General features: G+C 65.6%; 18 protein-coding genes. 8 read left to right on the top strand and 10 right to left on the bottom strand.

The window, feature by feature from the left end; genetic code table 11:
* Positions 1 to 29 precede the first annotated feature (29 nt).
* The 4 genes from P8X75_04015 to P8X75_04000 all read right to left on the bottom strand — a co-directional run bounded on the left by P8X75_04015 (position 30) and on the right by P8X75_04000 (position 5101).
* A complete protein-coding gene (locus P8X75_04015; GenBank protein MEJ1994367.1) occupies positions 30 to 2252 on the bottom strand; it encodes a mechanosensitive ion channel family protein in 2223 nt (740 codons plus the stop codon).
* Positions 2253 to 2403: 151 nt separating this feature from the next.
* Entirely contained in the window at positions 2404 to 3105 is a 702-nt protein-coding gene (locus tag P8X75_04010) for a Crp/Fnr family transcriptional regulator (GenBank protein ID MEJ1994366.1), read from the bottom strand.
* Between the two features lie 611 nt (positions 3106 to 3716).
* The gene (gene fetB / locus P8X75_04005) at positions 3717 to 4514 is read right to left on the bottom strand and encodes an iron export ABC transporter permease subunit FetB (protein ID MEJ1994365.1); all 798 of its coding nucleotides are present in this window, start codon (positions 4512 to 4514) and stop codon (positions 3717 to 3719) included.
* Entirely contained in the window at positions 4511 to 5101 is a 591-nt protein-coding gene (locus tag P8X75_04000) for an ATP-binding cassette domain-containing protein (GenBank protein MEJ1994364.1), read from the bottom strand. Before P8X75_04000 ends, fetB begins: the two co-directional genes overlap by 4 nt.
* A 221-nt stretch (positions 5102 to 5322) precedes the next feature.
* On the opposite strand from P8X75_04000, the gene P8X75_03995 reads away from it, so the two are divergent.
* A complete protein-coding gene (locus P8X75_03995) occupies positions 5323 to 6000 on the top strand; it encodes a peroxiredoxin (protein ID MEJ1994363.1) in 678 nt (225 codons plus the stop codon).
* A 177-nt stretch (positions 6001 to 6177) separates the two neighbouring features.
* A complete protein-coding gene (locus P8X75_03990; GenBank protein ID MEJ1994362.1) occupies positions 6178 to 7173 on the top strand; it encodes a homocysteine S-methyltransferase family protein in 996 nt (331 codons plus the stop codon).
* Here the strand turns inward: P8X75_03990 and P8X75_03985 are convergent.
* Complete coding sequence (locus P8X75_03985) at positions 7170 to 7892, bottom strand: Crp/Fnr family transcriptional regulator (GenBank protein ID MEJ1994361.1); 723 nt, start codon at positions 7890 to 7892, stop codon at positions 7170 to 7172. The genes P8X75_03990 and P8X75_03985 overlap by 4 nt on opposite strands.
* Before the next feature lie 18 nt (positions 7893 to 7910).
* Entirely contained in the window at positions 7911 to 11303 is a 3393-nt protein-coding gene (locus tag P8X75_03980) for an AAA family ATPase (GenBank protein MEJ1994360.1), read from the bottom strand.
* Positions 11304 to 11574: 271 nt separating this feature from the next.
* On the opposite strand from P8X75_03980, the gene P8X75_03975 reads away from it, so the two are divergent.
* Positions 11575 to 11865 (top strand): hypothetical protein, encoded by a 291-nt coding sequence (locus P8X75_03975; GenBank protein MEJ1994359.1) that lies wholly within the window; start codon positions 11575 to 11577, stop codon positions 11863 to 11865.
* A 15-nt stretch (positions 11866 to 11880) separates the two neighbouring features.
* Here the strand turns inward: P8X75_03975 and P8X75_03970 are convergent, their stop codons facing one another.
* A complete protein-coding gene (locus P8X75_03970; GenBank protein MEJ1994358.1) occupies positions 11881 to 12621 on the bottom strand; it encodes an SDR family oxidoreductase in 741 nt (246 codons plus the stop codon).
* Between the two features lie 56 nt (positions 12622 to 12677).
* On the bottom strand, positions 12678 to 13472 hold the full coding sequence (locus tag P8X75_03965) for an enoyl-CoA hydratase/isomerase family protein (GenBank protein MEJ1994357.1): 795 nt from the start codon (positions 13470 to 13472) through the stop codon (positions 12678 to 12680).
* 332 nt (positions 13473 to 13804) lie between these two features.
* Here P8X75_03965 and P8X75_03960 point away from each other — a divergent pair, with 332 nt between their 5' ends.
* From P8X75_03960 to P8X75_03945, 4 genes are all read left to right on the top strand, one after another.
* On the top strand, positions 13805 to 14791 hold the full coding sequence (locus P8X75_03960; GenBank protein ID MEJ1994356.1) for a tripartite tricarboxylate transporter substrate-binding protein: 987 nt from the start codon (positions 13805 to 13807) through the stop codon (positions 14789 to 14791).
* Positions 14792 to 14868: 77 nt separating this feature from the next.
* Positions 14869 to 15315, top strand: a complete 447-nt coding sequence (locus tag P8X75_03955) for a tripartite tricarboxylate transporter TctB family protein (GenBank protein MEJ1994355.1) — start codon at positions 14869 to 14871, stop codon at positions 15313 to 15315.
* A gap of 54 nt (positions 15316 to 15369) precedes the next feature.
* Positions 15370 to 16890, top strand: a complete 1521-nt coding sequence (locus tag P8X75_03950; GenBank protein ID MEJ1994354.1) for a tripartite tricarboxylate transporter permease — start codon at positions 15370 to 15372, stop codon at positions 16888 to 16890.
* A 6-nt stretch (positions 16891 to 16896) separates the two neighbouring features.
* The gene (locus tag P8X75_03945) at positions 16897 to 17931 is read left to right on the top strand and encodes an Ldh family oxidoreductase (protein ID MEJ1994353.1); all 1035 of its coding nucleotides are present in this window, start codon (positions 16897 to 16899) and stop codon (positions 17929 to 17931) included.
* Here the strand turns inward: P8X75_03945 and P8X75_03940 are convergent.
* Together P8X75_03940 and P8X75_03935 are read right to left on the bottom strand one after the other, a co-directional pair.
* A complete protein-coding gene (locus tag P8X75_03940; protein MEJ1994352.1) occupies positions 17928 to 18401 on the bottom strand; it encodes a PaaI family thioesterase in 474 nt (157 codons plus the stop codon). The two genes, P8X75_03945 and P8X75_03940, sit on opposite strands and share 4 nt — an antisense overlap.
* 48 nt (positions 18402 to 18449) lie before the next feature.
* On the bottom strand, positions 18450 to 19178 hold the full coding sequence (locus tag P8X75_03935) for a substrate-binding domain-containing protein (GenBank protein ID MEJ1994351.1): 729 nt from the start codon (positions 19176 to 19178) through the stop codon (positions 18450 to 18452).
* A gap of 251 nt (positions 19179 to 19429) precedes the next feature.
* Here P8X75_03935 and P8X75_03930 point away from each other — a divergent pair.
* The coding region (locus P8X75_03930) for a DUF748 domain-containing protein (protein ID MEJ1994350.1) at positions 19430 to 21020 on the top strand (1591 nt) is incomplete at its 3' end.

Below are 21020 nucleotides of genomic sequence, written 5' to 3'. Positions count from 1 at the left end.
ACAGCGAGGGAGAAGCAGGAGCCGCGCTCCTACTTCTCTCGCTTCTGCTCCTCTTCCGCGGCCACGGCGGCGCCGGCGGCCTCGGCGACCCTCTCCTGCTGTTCGGGCGAGAGCTTCACGTCTTCGGGCAGATCGACCGTGACGCGGCGGTGGGCGAACTCGATCCCGTTCTCCTCGAAGGCTTTGCGCACGCGGTTGTAGATCTCCTTGCGGATGGTGAACTGCTTGCCCGGCTTGGCCATGAACTTGCCGCGCACGATCATGGCGGAGTCCTCCATGGACTTGACGCCCTGGCTCTTGAAGGGTTCCAGGAAGTCGGGCCCCAACTCCGGATCGTCGGCAAGCTCGGCGCCGATCTGCTTGAAGATCTTCTTCACCTTGTTGGGGTCGGTGCCGTAGCTGACGCGGAACTCCAGCTTCATGATCACCCAGTCGCGGCTGTAGTTTGAGAGCGTCTGGATCTCCCCGAAGGGCACGGTATGGAGCGGCCCCATGTGGTGGCGCAGCACCAGCGAGCGCATGTTGATCCGCTCGACCGTCCCCTTGGCGCTGCCGACATCGACGTACTCGCCCTTGCGGAAGGCGTCGTCCAGCAGGAAGAAGAAGCCCGAGACCAGATCGCGCACCAGCGTCTGCGCGCCAAAGCCGATCGCCAGCCCGACCACCCCGGCGCCCGCCAGAAGCGGCCCGATGTTCACGCCGAGCGCGGAGAGCGCCACCATCACGACCATGGCGGCGATGGTCACCTGGGCCAGCTTCATCATCAGCGGCAGGACGGTGTCCAACCGCGTGGCGCCGGAAGCACCGCCCTCGTCGCCCCCGGCGGCCGCCTCTTCGCCCGCCGCCGGCAGGTGCCTGGCGACGGCGGCCTTCACCAGGCCCCAGACCAGGAAGCCGACGAAGACGGTCAACACCACGTCGAGAGAGGCGCGCGCCAACCTGGCTCCGATCCCTCCGCTCTCCAGGGTGAAGAGCGGCGCATCCCAGATCAGCGCCAGGCCCGCCACGCCCAGGACGGCGACCAGGATGTGGCTGGCGGTCTTGAAGACATCGTTTGCCCCGCCCTGATCGGAGGCTGTGGGAAGCAGCCGTTCCATCGTGGCGATCAACAGCCGGTCCGCCAGAACCAGGCCGATCAGCAGGAAGAGCGATTTGATCCCCGGCGCTGTCGTGGAGACCTCTCCGGTGAAGCCGTTGACCACGGATATCACGTAGATCGCGAGCATGTAGGCGAAAACGGGCAGATGCCAGAGTCCGGCAAGGATCGAGGCGAGGCTGCGTTCCGATTGCGCCGCCCCCGGCAGGGCTCCGAGGGACTCTGCGACCGGGCGTCGCGCCACCCAGACGCCCCGCAGAAAGACGGAGACCATGACAATCCCGACCAGGAAGACCAGAAGCCGGTGGGGCGGCTCGGAAAACCCTACCTGATAGACAAAGCCACAGAGCGCGAATCCAAACGCACCCAAGCCCATGGCGGTGGAGAAATGCCGGTGAAGCGGGCGGCCTGCGGCTTCCGGCAACCCCAGCAGGGACGGCAGGCCGTTCTTCGGCGCAAAGATCACGCGCGAGGCGATCATGGCCACTCTCAGCATCAAAAGCGCCTTCAGGAGCTCCGCCAAGAACAGGCGTGACGCCTCATGGCCCTGATAGAAAACCAGAAAGATCGCAACCGCCGTGCCGGCAAAGATCAGGAGGCCCGCAAGCTCAATGAAGAACAGCAGCAGCGCGCAGCCGAAGAGCGATAGGTCGTCGCCGCCCGCGGCGGCCTCGCTCAGCCTTTGGCGCAAACCGGCGAAGAAGCGCAGGAAGAGGCGCTCGGCCAGATAGCCGCCCGCCGAGATGACAGCGAAGAGCAGCAGCAGGATCAGGGGGTGCCACGGCGTCCGCCCTTCGCTTAGCCGCTGGAGCATGAAGCCCGGCACCTCGAGCAGTTGCGCTGCGCTCTTCAGCGATTCGGCGAAGCGCTCGCGGAACAACTCCGCCCGGTTCTCCAGCTCCTCGACGACGCCGGGTCCTTGGGCTGCCGCCGCCGATTGGGATTCCAGATAGTCGAGCAGAAGGGCGCGCGCCTCTTCATCGGAGAGACGGGAGAGGAGCTGCGAGCGCTCCTCGGCGCTCAGCCCCTCGACACTCTGCGCCGTAAGCGCGGTTTCATCGGACCCTGCTTCCTGGGCGGCGGCGGAGAGCGAAACGGCCAATGCGAGCGCAAACGCGAGCAACCACAGGCCCAAGCAGTTCCTGATGCGGATCAACGGATTCCCCTCTCCTCACAGCCCCGTTGCGTTCCATTGTAAAGCCTGCGGCCTTAAGGTTGAAAGCCCCAAGGATCACGAGCAAAGCGCGAATCAGCTCCCGGCGCCGGAGAGGCGCGCTCCTGTCCAAGGCGAAACCGGCAGCGTTCCGTCAGAGGCTGTCGGCTATCTGCTGCAACGCCTTGCTGTCCTTGATCACCAGACGCCCTCGGCCCAGTTCGATCAGCCCGGCTTCGACCCATTCGCGAAGCTGGCGATTGACGTTCTCACGCGCCAGACCGGTGTAGCTGCCCAGATCCGCCTGGCGGATCTTCAGTTCGCGCAGCCGCATCTCACTGCCCTGCGGGCTCATCTCCACGGCGAGCCGCAGGATGGAGCGGGCCAGACGCTGGGGCACCCCGAGGTTGCTGTGCTCCGACAGCATCTCCGTCGCATTGCGCATGCGCCGGCAAAGATTGACGATCAGCGAGAGCCCGACCTCGCCATGCTGGGCGAGAAAGGGGGTCAGCTTCGAGCGTTCGATCACCAGAAGGTCGCTTGGCTCCTCCGCCGTGACCGAGGCGGAGCGCGGGCCGCCGTCGAGAACGGCCATCTCCCCCACCACGTCGCCCGCTTGGATATAGGCGAGGAGAATCTCCTTGCCGCTGTCCGCGAAAAGGCTCGCGCGCAGGCGGCCCCTCAGCACCACCATCATGCTGCTGCCCGAATCGCCCTGATAGACGACCAGCTCCTGGGGCTCGTAACGGCGCTTCACGCCAAGCGCCAGCAGGGCCTCGGCCTCTTCACGCGGCAGGCTCTTCAGCAGCGAGGCCTTCGGCAGATTGTCGAAGATCTCCTCGGTTCCCAGCACCATTGCCCTCTCCCATCGCAGCAGCGCTCTCTTGCGACAAAATACAATAGATCATCCTTGTGTGATTGCCGTCACAGAAGTCTTTACCGGCAATGCCTATCTTCAAATCATCAGGAAACGGGGCCGGAACCCCCAAGCCAAGACAGGAGATGAAGATGGTTACGCAGATTGGTTTTGCCTCCCCCCGGCAGAAACGCGGTCTAGCAAGTTTCATCGCGCGACTGTTCAAACGCTAACCGGAACCCGGCCTGAAGCATCAGGCGATCAACCTCAAGGAACGGAGAGATCAAGTGAATAGAGCCCCCAACAGCCAAGCAAGCGCACAAGGCTGGACCCCCGACTTCTTCGGAGGCTCCCTCTCGGGTCTGGACAGCGTTGAGCGCCTGAAGTCAGCGATCTTCACCGTGAGGGACGGCTTCAACGGTCTCCTCGACGCAGAACGGGAAAGACGCAGAAAACAACTGGCCCGGGACCATCTGCCCCGGATCAGCAGCCACACGAGGCGCGACATCGGCCTGGGTTGCTTGGACCTCCCCTAAGCCAACCGGAGCCAAGTCGCAAACAAAGAGGGGGCGCCCTTCCAGGCGCCCCCTTTTTTCTTCTTTGAGAGGAACCTAATCCTCCAGGCGGTCCAGGCGCAGCCGGTGCCGCTCGTCGGTCAGGCGCATCATCCCGGCCATGACCGCCGTCACCGCGCCCAGCCCGGTGCCGCCCGCAATCAGGAACATGATCAGGATCTGATACTTGGTCGCCTCCACCGGATCGACGCCGGAGAGGATCTGGCCCGTCATCATGCCCGGCAGGGAGACAAGCCCCGTCGCGGCCATGGCGTTGATGGTGGGCATCAACGCGGAGCGGAGCGCCGCGCGCGTGAAGGGGCGCATGGCCTCCTGCCGCGTCGCGCCCAGGGCCAGTTGCGCCTCGATGGCCGCGCGCTCGCGCCCCGCCGAGGAGGTCAGGCGGTCCAGTCCCAGCGAAATGGAGGTCATGGTGTTGCCAAGCACCATGCCCAGGATCGGCAGCGCGAAGCGCGGATGGTACCAGGGGTCGGCCTGAAGCTGCGTGGTGAGGGCGAAGATCGTGACCACGAAGGCCGCCATGGCCATGCAACTGACGCCCAGGCCATAGGACCACCAGCCCACCATCTTGCGTTCCTGGCGCGCGGCGATCTCGCGGCCCGCAAAGAGGATCATGGCCAGCGCGGCCCCGCCGGTCAGCCAGGGGGAAACCGTGAGGAACAGCGCCTTCAGCACGAAGCCGATGGCCGTCAGCTGCACGATCATCCGCAAAGTTGCCAGCGCCAAGGAGCGCTCCAGCTTCAAACGCAGCCACAGGGACAGGCCGCCGTTGATCAGAATCAGCAGGCTCGCGAGCACCAGATCGAGGATATGGAGTTCGATATAGCCGGTCATAGCGCCACCACACCGCCCTGGCTGAGCTCATAGGAGCGCTGAGAGACACGCCGCGCCTGCTCGCGGCTGTGCGATACCCAGATCGTGGAAAGGCCCGAGTCGCGATAGCGGGCGACCAGGGCTTCGACCGCCGCCGTCGCCTTCTCGTCCAGGGCGGAGGTCGGCTCGTCCAGCAGCAGGACCCGCGGTGAGAGGGCCAGGGCGCGCAGCAGGGCCAGACGCTGGCGCTCCCCGGTCGAAAGGCGGCTGACCGGCCAGCGGCGGCATTCCGGATCGAGGCCGAGCGCCGCCACGCCGTCTTCTATCGCGGCCCAGTCGCTGAAGTGCTCCTCCACGCCGGAAGCCCACCAGCCGGCGTCCGTCGCCAGATAGACCACCTGTCGCCGCCATTCCGGCGCGGGCATGGAGGCGCGCTCCCGGCCATCGAGGAAGGCCTGCCCTTCATTGAGGTCGAGGTCGGCGATGGCCCTCAGCAGAAGGCTCTTGCCGCTTCCCGAGGGCCCCTGGACGGAGACGCACTCGCCATCCGCCACCTCGAGGCTGACGGGCTTCAGGTTTCTTGTGGTCAGACCTTGCAGGGACAGCATGTATCCTTGGTGCGCCCAAGCCCCGGCAATGGCAAGAGAGAACTTGGGAGACCTCCCCGCAGCCCTCACGAACTCGTGATGCCGCGGCCCGCCCCTCTGTGAACTGCTTCACACACAAGGCTGAGCCGCTTGTGCTCTCTCTGCGGCCTCTCGAAACGCGAGAGGGCGGCCGGGCCGAGCAGCCCGGCCGGGAGACCCGACCTTGAGAAGGAAGCGACACCATGACACTTCGCATAAACGACACGGCGCCGGATTTCACCGCCGAGACCACGGCGGGAACCATCCGTTTCCATGACTGGATCGGGCGCGGCTACGCCGTGCTTTTCAGCCACCCCAAGGACTTCACCCCCGTCTGCACCACTGAACTCGGTTACATGGCGGGGCTCGCCGGCGCGTTCGCCGACCGCAACTGCAAGATCATCGGTATTTCGGTCGACCCCGTCGAGAACCACGACAAGTGGAAGGATGACATCCGGGCGGTGACCGGCAACAGCGTCAACTACCCGTTGATCGGGGACCCGACGCTGGCGGTGGCGAAGCTCTACGGCATGCTGCCCGCAGACGCCGGGGACAGCGCGGAGGGCCGCACGGCGGCGGACAACGCGACCGTGCGCTCGGTCTTCGTCATCGGGCCGGACAAGAAGATCAAACTGATCCTCACCTATCCCATGACCACCGGACGTAACTTCGACGAGATCCTGCGCGCCATCGATTCCATCCAGTTGACGGCGGAGCACCAAGTGGCCACCCCCGCCCAGTGGACCTCGGGCGAAGACGTGATCGTCGTGACCGGCGTATCCGACGAGGATGCCCGTGCGCGCTTCGGTTCCTACGACGCCGTTCTGCCCTACCTGCGCAAGGTCAAGATGCCGGGCGGCCCCGCGGCTTCCGGACTTTGACGGCCCAGGCGGCCCCTCCTCCTCAGGCGGGAGGGGCCGCCATCGGCGATCTCTGTGAAGCGGCTCACAGACCGGCCTTTCCCCGGTCGCATAGCTTTGCCGGACCGACAGAAATTCGAGACCCGCTCGGCCGGCGAACAAACATGGCCGGTCGCCGAAACACCATGGAGACACCCGATGACTGCAGACGACCTCTGGCAAGACCCCTCCAATGAAGAGATTTACCTCACCGACGGCGGTCTGGAGACCAGCATGATTTTTCACGAGGGCTTGGATCTGCCGCAGCTCTGCGCCTTCGACCTGCTGCGCAGCGCGCGCGGCCGGCAGGCGCTTCACGACTATTTCGCCCGCTACGCGAAGATCGCGAACGAGCGCGGCCTCGGCTTTATCCTGGACAGCGCGACCTGGCGCGCCAGTCCGGACTGGGGCCTGAAGCTCGGCTACGGCGAGGCCGATCTCGCCGACGCCATCCGGGCCTCGGTCCGCCTAATCGAAGAGGTTCGGACCCTCTACCAAGCATCGAAACCGATGATCCTGAACGGCGCGATGGGCCCGCGCGGCGACGGCTACCAGGTCACTGAACGCACCACCCCCGAAGCGGCCCGCGACTATCACGCCTTCCTCGCCGGGCATCTCGCAGAAGCCGGCGTCGAGATGCTCTCGGCCATCACCATGACGAACGCCGCCGAAGCAGCCGGCATCGCCCTCGCCGCCCGGGACCTCGGCCTTCCCGTCGCGGTTTCCTTCACCGTCGAGACCGACGGCCGCCTGCCCTCCGGCGAGACCTTGAAGGAGGCAATCACCTTCGTTGACCGCCGGACGGACGGGTATCCGGCCTTCTTCATGATCAACTGCGCCCATCCCACGCACTTCTGGAACACCATTGAATGCCAGGAGGATTGGGTGCGCCGGATCAGGGGTCTGCGCGCCAATGCCTCGGCGCTCAGCCACGCGGAGCTGGACGATGCCAAGACCCTCGACGATGGGGATGCGCTGGCGCTCGGCGCCTCCTACCGCGCGGTCCGAGCCCTTCAGCCGCAGATCACGGTCCTGGGCGGCTGCTGTGGCACCGACCACCGGCATCTGGACGCCATCGGACGCTGCTGCGCCGGAGAGGACAGGAGAAGGATGGAGCCGCAGACAAGGGAACGCAGCGCCGCGGCGATCCTTTAGTCGTCGCCCTCCGGCGAGGCGGCGCTTTCCAGCGCGGCCTGGTCGTGCAGGGTGATCTTGCCGTGCCGGATCGAGAGGATGTCCTGGCGCGCCCAGAGGTTGAGCTGCTTGTTCACCGCCTCGCGCGAGACCCCCAGCATGTTGCCCAGCTCCTCCTGCGATATGCGCAGCACCAGATCACCGCTGCCCGCTTCCGGCTTGCCGTAGCCCATCATCAGGGCGAGCAGCCGCTTGGCAAGCCGCACCTTCAACTCAAGGAAGATATCCTCGGTGGAACGAATGATCTCACCTCGCAGCTTCTCGCAGAGCAACTCGATCACGTGAAGGCTCAAGTCCGGCTCGCGCCGCATGATCTCAAGGAAAAGCGGCCGCTCCAGCACCAGGAGCTGCGTCGCGGTGAGGGCATTGGCGTTGGCGGTCCTGTCCAAGCCGTCGAGCAGCGCGATCTCGCCGAAAATGTCGCCCTCCTCCATGTGCGTCACGGTCAGCTCGCGCCCCCGGGTGCCGGGAATCCAGATCCTGACGCTGCCGGAGATGACCCCGAAGAGCGCGTCGCCGGGATCGCCCAGGTGAAAGACGAAGGCCCCGGCCTCGACGGAGCGGGTGCGGCAGGCCGCCGCCACCTCGTCCAGAAGCTCCCCGGGCATGCCGGCGAAAACGAAGGAGGAGGCAAGCATGCGCCGCCGGCGCTCACTGCCGCTGTGCGGGGTCCGGGTCATAGCAGAGTCCGGGTCATGTCAGGCCGCACTCGACTTCGAGAGCAGTGCTTCGGCCATGCGGACATCGGGAAGCGCGCGCGCCGTCTCGCCTTCGAAGAACTCCAGCGCCTCTTCCAAGGCCTGCCTGGCTTGGCGCTGGGCCGTCGAACCTTCGCTGATTTCCAAGAGGCTCGCCGCCGCCCGCAGGCGGAACAGCGCCGCGTGTTGCTTCTCCGCCGTGCTCAGCGCCTGGCGGAGGTTGAAGAGAGCGGAGCCCGGTTCCTCCTCAAGCATCGCCAGGCCGCGCAGCCGGTAAAGTTCCGCCAGGAACCAGCGCTCCCCGGTCTTCTCCGCGCGCATCACGGCGTCGCCCAGAATCTCCCGCGCCATGTCCGCCTTGCCCCGGTTCAAGAGCCGTTCGGCCAGAATGCCGAGATAGAAGGGCACCTCGATCTCGATGGCGTTCTCCTTGAAGACCTTCACGGCGTTCGACACCAGGCCCTGCGCGTAATCCATGTCTCCCTCGGCTGCGAGGATCAGGCCTTGATGCAGGCGCAAAAGCTGCTGCCAGTAGTTGCTGCCGAGAATGGCGGAAGAGGCGCTGATCTCGCTGATATGGTCGCGGTAGCCCTTATCGTTGCGTTGCAGCAGCTGGAAGATGAGGCTGTTGCTGAGTCCCAGGATACGCGCGAACTTGCCGTCCTTGGCGGCGACCTCCAACGCCTCCTCCCAGAAGCCCGACGCCGTCTCCACCCGGCCCATCAATAGGTTGGCGAAGGTCAGGTAATTGAGCGCCGTGGTCGGGAAGTGCAGTGAGCGCAGCACCCCCTCCTCCTTGATCGACTGCGCGACTTCGAGAGCGCATCTCAGCTCATGGTCGCCCGCCTCGAAGTCGCCCATGAAGACGTTCAGGCACCCCCGGCTCTGATGGCCCAGCAGGTAGGCGATGGGGTCGTTCGTGCGCTCGGCCAGCACCGTGAACTCGCGGGTCACCTGCTTCACCCCCTGGATGTCCGGCCGGTTGAAGTTCAAGCTGAACTCCAGCCTCAAGACCTTCATGAGGTTCGCGGTGTCGCCCAGCAGCTCGCAGAGCCTGCGGGCCCGCTTGCAGGCCTTCTTCGCATCGTCGCCGCCAGTAAAGCGCGCCGAACGCAGCGTCTCCGCAACGCACATTTGCAGGGGCAGTTCGAGACGATGGCGCTGCGGCGTGTCCTGAAGGCAGGACACGGCCGTCAGGCCGTCCTTCAGATGCTGAAGGGCTTCACGGTAGGCGCCCCGGCCGACCGCGTAGCGCCCGGCGGCAAGCCAGGCCTCGGCGGCTTGCTCCGGCATACCGGCTTCATCGTAGTGACGCGCGATGATTTCGGGTTGATAGCGCGCAAGGTCTCCGTTGTTGGAAAGCAAAAGCTCCGCGGTGCGCTGATGCAGCCGCCGCCGGTTGCGCAGCAGCAGGGTCGCGTAAGCTGCCTCCTGCAGCAGCCCGTGCTTGAAGCTGTAGCTCGGACCCGAGGGACTGTGGCTGCGCAGGATGATCGAGGAGGAGACCAAGCTCGCCAGGGCGCTTTCCAACAGATCGGGCGGCATGCCCGTCAGGTCGGAAAGCAGCCCGGCGGAAAACTCCCGGCCAATGACCGAGGCGACCTGGGCGACCCGCTTGGCGTCGGGATCGCGGTCCAGGCGGGAGAGCAACGTGTCGTTGAGGCTGTCGGGGATCGACCCCGCCGCGCGCGCCGCGCCGCCCGCCTCCTCCAGATCGCCGCTCTCGATCAGCGAACGCAGCACCTCTTCAATGAAGAAGGGGATGCCGTCGGTCTTCTCGATCACCTTGGCGAGAGAGTCGCCGGGCAGTGTGCGGCCCTCCAACAGGGCTTCGATCAGGTGCTGACTCTGCGTGCGGCTGAGACGCGAAAGCTTCAGCAGCGTCGCATAAGGCAGTTGCGTCCAGGGGCTGGTAAACTCCGGCCGGAAGGTGACCACCACCAGGACCGCCGCCGTCTGAACCCGCTCCAGCAACATGGTGAAAAGGTCGAGGGTCGAGGGGTCGATCCAGTGCGCGTCCTCAAGAATGCAGAGCACCGGGCGCAGTTCGGAGGCCAGCATGATCCGCTCGCAGAGCGCGAAGAGCGCCGCGGCGCGGGCCTGCTCCGGCGGGGGCTGATCCTGGGCGCCCGGCTCCTGGATATCGAGAAAGAGCTCCAAGTCCGCTTGGAATCGTAGCGTCTCCGGTATCGACCTGAGAGCTGCGCCCAGCTTCTCGCGCTTGGTCTGCGCGTCGTCACCCGCACTGAAGCCCGCCGCCATCTCCAACTGGCGGCGTGCGGGATAGAGCGCGCTGTCCCGGAAGGCGGGCGAACATTGGAAGGCGATGCGGAAGTGCCGCTCGGAGGCGATGTCACCCAAGAACTCCTGCAGGAGTCGCGACTTGCCGATGCCTGGGTCCCCGGTGATCAGAACCACCTGCCCCTCGTTCTCGCAGGCCGTCGCCCAGCGGTCGTGCAGCAGGGCCTTCTCCTGGGTGCGTCCGATCAGCCTTGCGCCGCCGTGGTTCCTTGCGACAAAGCGGCTTTCCACCTGACGCTCACCAAGGATGCGGTAGGTCTTGATCAGGTCCTCAAAGCCCTTGATCTTCTGCGGCGGCAACTCTTCGGACTCGAAGAGACCTTCGGCCAGACGCAGCGTGACCTGCCCGCAGATCAACTGGCCGGGCGCTGCGATCTGCTGGAAGCGGGCCGCCAGATTGGGCGTCTCGCCCGAGATGCCGCTCTCAGAGGCGGCCCCCTTGCCGACTCGGTCGCCGACCACCACCAGTCCGGTCGCCACCCCCACGCGGGTGCGCAGGGTCATCTCCGGATCGAGGTCTGAAATCTCGAGCGCGGGAACCGCTTCGTTGATCGCAAGCCCCGCGCGCAGGGCGCTCTCAGGGGCATTCTCGGTCGCGGCCGGATAGCCGAAATAGGCCAGCACGCCGTCGCCCATGAAGCGCGCGACATAACCGCCGAAGCGCTCGATGGTTTCAGCACAGACGTCGCGGTAGCGCTTCATGATCTCACCGAGCTCCTCCGGGTCGTGCCGGGTGGAGAGTTCGGTCGAGTCGACCAGATCGGAGAACAGCACCGTAACTGTGCGGCGCTCGCCGAGATCGCTGTCGTCGGGTGCGACCGCGCGGCCGGCGTCGTCCAGGGCATCCTGGTCGATGTCAGGCTCAGGGCCGGAGGGTTCACGGGTTTCTTCGGAAGGCTCTTCGGGCCGCTTTTGATTCAAAAGGGCGATGGCGTTGAGCAAGCGCCTGCGGTCGCCGACCCGGGTCACCCCGATGTCGCGCAGGTCCTCCAGAGTCAGACTTTTCAGCAGGCTCTCGTCGACATGGTTTTCGCGAAAGCTGTCGGCGTACTGCTGCAAGCCCAGCCCGGCGAGCCACTCTTCGACCGACATGGCAAAACCCGCTCCACCAAACACTCGCAACGGAGAATGCGGCATCCAAAAAGAGGCCGCGCGTTTCATACCGCGAGATCATTATAAGATGAAATCTAATAAATAAGTACAGTCGAGCTCTGTGGAGAGCAATTCATCTTCACCCGGATTCTGTGATCTGCTTCACAGCGCAACAACCCACTTGCCTCTATTCACTGCGCCCACACCGGGCAGCTTCGCTTCTTCGCGAACCGGCTGTCGCGGGCGAACCGCAAGACGAGAGGGCAAGGCAATGGACCAGAACACATCCTGTTCCCAAGCGCTCGGCGCGCTCACCGTGCCTAGCCGGGGAGGATCCGCCAGCAGAGAGCAGGTGCGCCAGGCGGGCCGTCTGCTGGTCTTGTTGTGGCGCGCTGCGGCGGGCCTGCTGGCCAAGGCCGCCGACAGGCGCCGGACCAGAATCGAGCAGCGCAAGGCGCGCGAACAGTTCCGCTCCATCGATGGGCATCTGCTGAGGGACCTCGGTCTCACACGCTCCGACGCCTTGGCCGTCACCGCCTGTGAGAAGGACGCCCAGGACTGAGGCCGCAAAAAGCACTCAGGTCGCAGCGCCCCCATTGGCGCCGATCATCTGACCGGTAACGAAACGTCCCTCGGGCGAGGCGAGGAAACAGACGACGGCGGCGATATCCTCCGGTTCGGCCATGAAGCCGACGGGGATGGCCGCCAGCTGCTTGGGGTCCGTGCCGTCGCGGCCTTCCACCTTGGTCTGGCCTGGGGAGACCGCGTTCACGGTGATACCTCGCCCGGCGAACTCCGTGGAGAGCGCCTTTGTGAGACCCCAGAGCCCGTTCTTGGCCGCGGAGATCGGCGCGCCCTCGTTGTAGCCGCGGATCGCCTTCATGCCGGTCATGTTGACCACGCGGCCCCAGCCGCGCTCGACCATGCCCGGGATGAAGGCGCGGCAGGTGTAGAAGGCCGAGGTCAGGCCCACATCCATGACGCCGTGCCAATCCTCGTCACTCATCTCGACGAAGGGCTTGTGCGGGCGGATCGCAGCATTATTGATGACGATATCCACCGTGCCGAAGCGGCCCAGGGCCTCTTCTGCTATGGCCGAGACCGTGGCCGACTTGCTGACGTCACCCATGCAGACGAGCGCCTCCACGCCCTCCGCGGACACGGCAGCCGCGGTGGCTTCGCAGTTCTCCCGGTTGGAGGAGCCGTTCACGACCACGTTGCAGCCCCGCCGCGCCAGTTCGACGGCGACCGCCCGGCCGATATTGCGGCCGGAGCCGGTGACGATGGCGGTCTTTCCCGCCAGAACTTTCTCGGTCATTGGGATCTTTTCTCCAGTCTTCTGCGAGTTGCCCGCCGGTCCCGGTCAGGTGCCGGTCAGGTGCCGGTCCACTCCGGCTTGCGCTTGGCGAGGAAAGCTTCCATGCCCTCGCGGAAATCGTTGCTGGTGTAGCAGAGACGGATCAGGTCGCGCCCCTCCTCCTTCGACAGCCGGGTCTGAAGCCGCAGCAGCGCCTGCTTGGTCGCCTGTAGCGTCAGCGGCGCCATGCCCGCGATGTGGTCCGCCAGCTCGGCGGCGCGTTCCATCAGGGCCGCGCGGTCCGGCAGAACTTCGGACAGCAGGCCGAGACGCTCCGCCTCCTGCGCCTCCATCAAGCGCGCGGTGAAGAGCAGCTCCTTGGCCCGCGCCGCGCCGATCAGGTCCTTCAGGCGCGCATAGTTGTTCATCGCCAGACAGTTGCCCAGCGTGCGCGCGACGGGAAAGCCGAAGCGCGCGTTGGCGGCCCCGATGCGCAGGTCGCAGCAGGCGGCGATGGCCGCGCCGCCGCCGGTGCAGGCGCCCGAGATGGCCGCGATGGTCGGCACGCGCAGCGACTCCAGCGCACCCAGCACCCGTTCAATTCGCGCCTCGTAGTCGAAGGCGTCCTCCGCCGTCTTGAAGGCCCTGAACTGTGAGATATCGGTGCCGGCGACGAAGGCCTTTTCGCCCGCACCCGTCAGTACCAGCAGCTTGACGCTGCGATCCTGCTCCACCTCGCCGCAGATCTCCGTGAGGCGGTCATACATGGCGAAGGTCATGGCGTTGCGGGCCTGCGGGCGATTGAAGGTGATCCAGCCGATCCCCTCCTTCATCTCGAACAGCAGTTCGTCTTCCTGATCGCTCTCTGCCACTTCTCCAGGCCCTCCTCTAGGCTTTGATTAGCAGTTTCGGATTGTCAACATATGGCAGACGGCAATTCTTGACAACGACCTCGACTGCCTTCTAATCCGCCAAAACACACAGGTTTAAAGGAAGCTCTGAGCTTCCCAGCGGATAATAATTGTTGACAATAGGGGTCTATCAGCGGAATTTTCTGACCCTGAGAAGGAACCGGGCATGCGCCATCCGGCGACCGGTTCGACGGCCCGCCGCATGAAGAACGGCAGCCGCTCCTGACAGTCCCCAGCCGCTTGAATGAGCTGCGGGAGGAGATCAAAAACCTTATTGGGAGGAGACCCTTAGAATGTTCGGATTGAAATCACGCACCGGCGGCATCCTGCGCGCGGGCGCCTTCGCCGCCGCCTGCCTCACCGCCTTTGCCTGGAGCAGCGAGTCCGAGGCGCAGACCTATCCCAGCGAGCCCCTGGAGTGGACCATCGCTTTCGGTCCGGGCGGCGGCAACGACATCATGTCCCGCACGCTGATCGACATCCTGGAGAAGTACGAGCTCTATCCCGAGGACATCTCCGCGGAGAACCGCGCGGGCGGAAGCGGCGCGGTCGGCTGGGGCTACCTCTACTCCAAGGCTGGCAGCGGCTACGACATCTCCACCACCAGCGGCAGCTTCATCACCACGCCGCTGCAGGCCGACACGCCCTGGGGCCCGGACAAGTTCACCCCCATCGCGCTGCTCGCGACCGACGATCTGGTGCTGATGGTGAACGGCAGCTCGCCGATCAACACTCTCGAAGAGTTCGTGGCTTACGCCAAGGAGAACCGCATCACCATCGGCGGCACCGGCACGGTCAACGTGGACTTCATCGTCCCCAAGCTCTTCTCCAAGAAGGCGGGCTTTGAGTTCGACTACGTGTCCTTCAACAAGTTCGGCGAGATGCAGACCGCGCTGCTCTCCGACGCCGTGGACGCCATGGTCGCCAACCCCGGAGAGATCCTGGGCATGGTCGAATCCGGCGACATGAAGGCCCTGGCCTTCAGCGGCGAGAAGACACCGGCTGAGCTTGGCGACATCCCGACCCTGGCCGAGGCCGGCTATCCCGTGGGCGTCTCCATGCCGCGCGGCCTGATCCTCGCGCCGGACGCACCGCAAGAGGCGCAGGACTGGTGGATCGGCACCATGAAGAAGGTGGTCGAGACGCCCGAGTGGGCCGACTACATCGCCAAGAACCAGCTCACGGAGAACATCAAGTACGGCAAGGATTTCGAGGACTTCCTGCTGAACACTCAGGCAGGCTTCGCCGAGATTCTCCGCGAGGAAGGGGTCATCAAGTAAGCAGCCTTTTCGCTTGACGCGCAGCCGGCGGTCCCAAGGTCAGGGGCCGCCGGCCGCCAGCCTGGGAGTCGGCCTTCATGAGGGTCCCTTTCCTGCTCGTGGTTCTGGCCGCGAGCCTTTTCTATAGCTACATCGCCTTTGCCGAACTGGCCTTTCTTTCCTCCGCCGGCCGGCTGGGGCCGGGCTTCTTCCCGCGCATCATCGGCGTGGCACTGGTCGCCTTTAGCTGCTTCTGCCTTTTCGCCGACTGGAAGCTGGCGCGCGAGCGCGAGGCGGCATCGCCCCACTGGCCCACGGTGCTGCTGATCGTCGTGGCTTCCGGGCTTCTGGTGCTGACCTTGAATCTGCTGGGCGGTCTGCTCGCCATGGCGGCCTTCCTGCTGCTCTGCCTCAGCGTCCTCAACCGCGGCCATACCGTTCAGAACGTGGCGGTCTCCCTGGCCTTTCCCGTGGCCGTCTTCCTGCTGTTCGACGTGCTCTTGAACGCCTCGGTGCCCGAGGGTTTGCTGCCGCTTCCTTTCTGACGCCCCCTCTCAAACCGCCGCCGTCACACGGCGCTGCTTGGAGTCCCGCTGGACATGGAAATTTTCTCAGACCTTTGGTTGGGCCTCTCGGTCGCCATCAGTCCGATGAACCTGCTCTATCTCTTCATCGGCGCGATGGTCGGGATGGTGGTCGGGGTGATTCCCGGCTTCGGTCCCTCGGCGGGTCTGGCGATCCTGCTGCCGGTCACCTTCGGGATGGACCCCATCGGCGCGGTCATGATGCTGGCGGCGATTTACTACGGCGCCATGTACGGCGGCACCATCACCTCCATTCTCTTGAACACGCCCGGCGAGTCCGCGACCGTCGCCAGCACTTTCGACGGCTTTCCACTGGCCCAGCAGGGGCGCGCCGGTCCCGCACTGGTGATGCAGGCCGCCGCCTCCTTCGTGGGCGGCACGGTCGGCGTCATCCTGATCACCCTGCTGGCGCCGCTGTTCAGCCAGGTCGCGCGCAACTTCGGGCCGCCGGAATACTTCCTGCTCGCCATCATGGGCATGCTGACGCTGATCGTCATGATCGGAGAGAACTGGCGCTACGGCGTCATCTCCGCCCTGATCGGCTTTGCGCTCGGCACGGTCGGCGTGGACCTGGAGACCGGTCAGGGCCGCTACACCTTCGGCTCGGCCGAGTTGATCGGCGGCATCCATTTCATCCCCATCGCCATCGGCCTCTTCGGCCTGGGCGAGCTCTACTACGCCTTTTTCCAAGGACTGCACGCCAAGGGCTCCGGCTCGATCGTCCAGTACACCAAGGACCAGCGCTTCTGGCCCGAGGCGCGCGATTGGGTCGAAACCCGCATGACCATGGTGCGCGGCTCCATCCTGGGCTTCGTGGTCGGCGTCATTCCGGGCGCGGGGGCGACCATCGCCTCGCTGATGTCCTATTCCATCGAGCGCTCGGTCTCCAAGACGCCGGAGAAGTTCGGGAAAGGAGCCATGGCCGGACTGGTCGCGCCGGAAACCGCGAACAACGCGGCCTCCTCCGGCGCCATGATCCCGCTGCTGACGCTCGGCATTCCGGGCTCCGCTTCGACTGCGGTTCTGCTGGCCGCCTTCCTGCTCTGGGGTCTGCGCCCCGGCCCCTTGCTGATGGAGCAGAACCCCGAGTTCGCCTGGGGCCTGATCGCCTCCATGTATCTCGGCAACATGGCGCTGCTCGCGATCAACATCTTCGCCATCCCGGTCTTCGTCTGGCTGATCAAGATTCCCTACCGCATCCTGGCGCCCTTGGTGATCGTGATCTGCACCCTCGGCACCTTCAGCGTCAGCGGCTCCATCGTCGAGGCCTGGCTGATGTTCGCCGCGGGCATCGTGGGGTTCTTCATGCGGCTGTTCGGCTTCTCCCCGGCGGCGCTTGTCCTGGCGCTGGTTCTGGGACCGCTGGCCGAGGAGGCGCTGCGCCAGACCCTCACCATCTCCCGCGGCTCGGCGGTCATCTTCTTCGAGCGCGGCGGGTCGCTGTCGATCATGGCGATCACGGTCGCGATCCTGGTGTTGATCCCGCTGATCCAGCGCCTGGGCCGCAGCGCTTCCGCCGGCAAGGAAGAAGGCTAGAAGGGCATGGCCGGCGCGCCTCGCCCCCGGCTTTCCCGGGCGGAACTGACCGCACTTTGCAGCGCGGCCTTCCGCCAACTGGGGGTCGATGCCGAGGCGGCGGAGGACGCAGCGGAGATCCTTGTGATCGCGGAGATGATGGGGATCGAAACGCATGGCGTCACCCGCGTGCTCTCCTACGGGGAGCGGCTGAGGACCGGCGGCATCGACGCCAAGGCCCGGATCGATTGCAGCGCCGCCGCCCCCGGCCTGCGCCGCGTACAGGGCGCCAATGCCCTGGGCCCGGCGGTCGCCGCCAGGGCGCTCAAGGAAGCCATGGCGGCCGCGCGGGATACCGGGATCGCGGCCGCCTTCTGCCAGGACTCGAACCACATCGGCGCGGTGGCGCCTTACTGCTGGCTGGCGTCGCGTGAGGGCTTCGCCTCCCTCATCGCCTCCAACGCCACGCCGATGATCGCACCCAGCGGCGGCCGCGAAGCGCGGATCGGCAACAACCCCCTGGGCTGCGGCTTTCCCGATCCGGGCGGACAGCCCTTCCTTCTGGACATGGCGCTTTCGGTGGTGTCCCGCTCTCGCATCCGGAACGCCGCGAAAAAGGGGGAGCGCATCCCCGAGACCTGGGCGACAGACCTGGAGGGCCGCCCGACCAGCGATGCGAGGGTCGCCGTCGATGGACTCTTGCAGCCGATCGGCGGCTACAAGGGCGCCGGCCTGGCGCTGTTCCTGGACCTGCTCGCGGGCGTCCTATCCGGCTCCACCTTCCTGACCGGCGTGAAATCCCTCAGCGAGGAGCCGGACGCGCGCCAGGACCTAGGCCAGTTCTTCATCCTGATCGACACCGCGCGGCTTCAGCCCGGCTCCGCCCTGGCCGAGCGCCTGGCCCTCTTCCGCCGTCTGATCGAAGAGACGCCCGCCGTCGATCCCGAGCAGCCCGTTCGTCTGCCCGGCCAGCGCGCGCTGGAAAACCTGAGATGCGCGGAGGCGCAAGGCGTTGAACTGGACCCCGCCCTGCTCGAGGCGCTGCGGGATCTGGCCGGTTAGCGTTCCGGTGTCTTCCAGGTGGCGGTGGCCAGGCCCGAGAGCTTTCCGTCCGGGCTGAAAAAGCGGCTCTCCATGAAGGAGAGCGTGCGGCCCCGGCGCAGGAAGCGGCCTTCGCAGACCGCCCTGCCCGCGGCGACGGGGCGCATGAACTGGATCTTCATCTCGATGGTGGCGCCGGGCCCCGCGATCTTGTTGACCAGATGCCCCATGGAGATGTCCATCACGGTCGCCATGATCCCGCCGTGCAGGGTCCCCTGCGGGTTCATCAACATCTCGGAGACCTCGAACTCGATGTGGCAGCACTCCTTGTCGGCGTCCGCCGCCTCTTCGGGAAAATAGCTGTATTCCAGGCCGATGAGCCGGGCCAGAAAGAACTGCTCGAAGACCTGCTCGTGCTCTTCCAACGCCTTTTCGAAACGCGCGCGCGCCGCTTCGGCGTCAACCCGCCGGTTCGTTCCAGTCTTGCTCATCGTCGATATCCATCCTTTTCGGAAAATTCGGTCGGTTCAGGGCTGCCCTCAGGTGACTTTCGGGAAAAGCGGGTCCAGGCCGGTTTCCCGGATCGCCGGACCCGCCTCTTGCGAGGATACGAAGCGCAGCAGGGCCTTGGCGTCCTCGCGCCTCTGGCTTTCAGCGCCGATGCCCGCACAGAAGATGAAGGGCCGACGGAACTCCTCTGGCAGCCGCCCGATGACCTTGACCCCTTCGATCGGCAGGATCTCGCTGATCTGCTGGAAGCCGAGATCGGCCTCGCCGCGGGCGATCACGCGGCCCACCCGCTCGCTGTAGACGGTGCGCGCCGTCTTCTTCATCTGCTCGGCGATGCCCAGCGCGGGAAAGACCTCCGTCGAGAGATAGATGCCGCTGGCGCTGGCCGCGTGCGCGACCGACTTGGCGGCGAGCAGGGTTTGGCGGAAGGCCTCGACGGTTTCGATATCCGGGGCCGGGTCTGCGACCCTGACGGTCGCGCCGATGTGGGACTCCACCAGGTCGATCCGGCTGTCCTTGTCGATATAGCCCTGCTCGGAATAGCGCTCTATGGCCGAGGCGGCCAGGAAGAAGACGTCGAAGCGCTCCCCCTCGGAAAGACGGGTCGGTATGGAATCCTTGGCGGCGCCGAGAGAGGAGCCGAACTGCAGGTCGATACTGCCATCGAACTGCGCTTCGAAGGCGGGCAGAAGCTTGGTGAGGGCCGCCGCGAAGGCGCCGGACGTGATGACCCTCAAGGCTTCGCCATTCTCTTCCATCGTCCAGTCTTCCCAAAAGTTCCGTCTGCCCCTTATCGCAGTTCCCCCGGAGCCTGAACAGGGCTTAGCTGCCGCCTTGGCAGTCCGCCCGGCGCCGAGGATCGCTTCCCACGATTGAGTTGCCTTTGAGAAATTGTTTCTCTGGAGTCGCCTAAAGCTGAGATTGCTATAGGTTCATGAATCAGGGAATGAGGGAGGCTACTCTGACCGACGCGCCGGAAGAGAGCAAAGAACCGAGTTGGTTCAAGCGATTGTCACGTCGTGAATGGGCGATCCGTCTGTCCGGTGCGGCGGCCGTATTGCTGACCGTCTTCGTCTTCGTGGTCTTCATCCTGCCCACGCCGCTCGCGCGTTACGTCATCTCCTCTCAGCTGGAGCAGCTGGGCCTGGAGCACGACGGTATCGAGACCATCGACATCGACCTTTGGAACAGCGAGGTCCGTGCGGGGCCTCTGGTGTTCCATTCCGGCGACGCGCGGGACGGGGAGATCGGCGAGACCGGTTTCGACTATAGTTTCGGTGCGATCTTCGAGGGACGCGCCTTCATTCAGACCTTCTACCTGCGGGGCCTGGACCTCTATGTTTCGCGCCTTGAGAACGGCTCGATAGAGATCAACGGGCTGAACCTTCAAGAGCTGGGCGGCGCTGAGGAAGAAGAGCCAGAGGCCGAGGCGGAAGAGTCCGGAGAGGGCTTTGCCTTCGGCGTGGAGAGCTTCGAGTTCACCGACAGCCAACTGATCTTCGAGGACCTGTCCGGCGGGTCGCTAACCATGGCGGTGGAGCGCCTGACCCTGGAGCGTCTGCTGTCCTGGACGCCGGAGGAGCCCACGGCCTTCGCCCTGACCGGCAGCGTCAACGAGATCGACTTGCGGATGGAGGGCACCCTGCTCCCGCTCGCCGACCCGCTGAGGGTGACGCTCGATACCCACTTCAGCGGCGTGACGCTGGACCGCGTCGCCAAGTTCGTCGGCGAGACGGGGCTCGCGCGTCAGGAAGGAACGCTGGAGACCCAGGTCAGCTACGACTACGCAATCCATGATTCCGGCCTGATCGAAGGCAGCGTGGCCGGCGCCTATCTGCTCTCCGGCGTGGACATCGCCACGCAAGAGGGGGAGACGGTTACGCTGGACCACGCGGCGATGGACGTGGGCCTGGAGCAGTCCTTGCAGCCCGACGGCAGCCTGACGGCAAAGGGCAGCCTCAACCTGGACGCCTCCTCGATCGCAGCGAACACGCCCCTGGGCGACAGCGCCACGTTGGCCGAACTCTCCCTCCACATCCAGGACCTGGACTTCACCAAGAGCGCGCAACGGCGCCAGCGCTTGATCGAACCCGCCGAAACCGGCGGCGAAGAGGTCACGGACCGCGCCCCCAGCATCATCGAGCTGATGATCGGCTGGGCCCGCGACATCGGGCGCAACATCCTGGAGCACCAACTGGACCTTCATGGCCGGCCGCGCCTGTCGCTAACGGACGCCAAGCTGGAGATGGCGGCGCGCGAAGGCGCGCCCGCCCAGTCGCTTTCCATCGACGCCCTCTCACTCGCGCTGGGACAGGTGGAAACGCGCACCTACGATCAGGGTGTCGATGGCTCCCTCGGCCTGGACGCCCTGGTGGAAGGTTTGGCGCTCAGCATCGCGGGCGGCGCGACCGGCGCGGAGATCGGAACGCTGGAGATCGGGTCCGAGGCGATCGGGCTCTCCGTTTCCAATACCGCGACCAACGTCTCCTTGGATATCATGACCACCGCCAACGCCGTGAGCGCGCGGGACGGCAGCGGCGCCACCGTCGCGCTTCAGTCCCTCTCCTTCGGCAGCGAGGGCTTTTCCGTCGACGGCGAAG

It is taken from the genome of Limibacillus sp. (assembly GCA_037379885.1).
Classification (GTDB): Bacteria; Pseudomonadota; Alphaproteobacteria; order Kiloniellales; family CECT-8803; genus JARRJC01.
Note: the sequence above shows the minus strand (reverse complement) of the source record. Positions and strands in the feature narration are given on the sequence as shown.

Excerpts from the sequence above, each read along its gene's own strand:
- P8X75_03990 (MEJ1994362.1), top strand. The coding sequence starts at position 6,178 with ATGACTGCAGACGACCTCTGGCAAGACCCCTCCAATGAAGAGATTTAC.
- P8X75_03995 (MEJ1994363.1), top strand. The coding sequence starts at position 5,323 with ATGACACTTCGCATAAACGACACGGCGCCGGATTTCACCGCCGAGACC.
- P8X75_03975 (MEJ1994359.1), top strand. The coding sequence starts at position 11,575 with ATGGACCAGAACACATCCTGTTCCCAAGCGCTCGGCGCGCTCACCGTG.
- fetB (MEJ1994365.1), bottom strand. The coding sequence starts at position 4,514 with ATGACCGGCTATATCGAACTCCATATCCTCGATCTGGTGCTCGCGAGC.
- P8X75_03935 (MEJ1994351.1), bottom strand. The coding sequence starts at position 19,178 with ATGGAAGAGAATGGCGAAGCCTTGAGGGTCATCACGTCCGGCGCCTTC.
- P8X75_03980 (MEJ1994360.1), bottom strand. The coding sequence starts at position 11,303 with ATGTCGGTCGAAGAGTGGCTCGCCGGGCTGGGCTTGCAGCAGTACGCC.
- P8X75_03985 (MEJ1994361.1), bottom strand. The coding sequence starts at position 7,892 with ATGACCCGGACCCCGCACAGCGGCAGTGAGCGCCGGCGGCGCATGCTT.
- P8X75_04010 (MEJ1994366.1), bottom strand. The coding sequence starts at position 3,105 with ATGGTGCTGGGAACCGAGGAGATCTTCGACAATCTGCCGAAGGCCTCG.
- P8X75_03960 (MEJ1994356.1), top strand. The coding sequence starts at position 13,805 with ATGTTCGGATTGAAATCACGCACCGGCGGCATCCTGCGCGCGGGCGCC.
- P8X75_03970 (MEJ1994358.1), bottom strand. The coding sequence starts at position 12,621 with ATGACCGAGAAAGTTCTGGCGGGAAAGACCGCCATCGTCACCGGCTCC.
- P8X75_03945 (MEJ1994353.1), top strand. The coding sequence starts at position 16,897 with ATGGCCGGCGCGCCTCGCCCCCGGCTTTCCCGGGCGGAACTGACCGCA.
- P8X75_04000 (MEJ1994364.1), bottom strand. The coding sequence starts at position 5,101 with ATGCTGTCCCTGCAAGGTCTGACCACAAGAAACCTGAAGCCCGTCAGC.
- P8X75_03955 (MEJ1994355.1), top strand. The coding sequence starts at position 14,869 with ATGAGGGTCCCTTTCCTGCTCGTGGTTCTGGCCGCGAGCCTTTTCTAT.
- P8X75_03940 (MEJ1994352.1), bottom strand. The coding sequence starts at position 18,401 with ATGAGCAAGACTGGAACGAACCGGCGGGTTGACGCCGAAGCGGCGCGC.
- P8X75_03950 (MEJ1994354.1), top strand. The coding sequence starts at position 15,370 with ATGGAAATTTTCTCAGACCTTTGGTTGGGCCTCTCGGTCGCCATCAGT.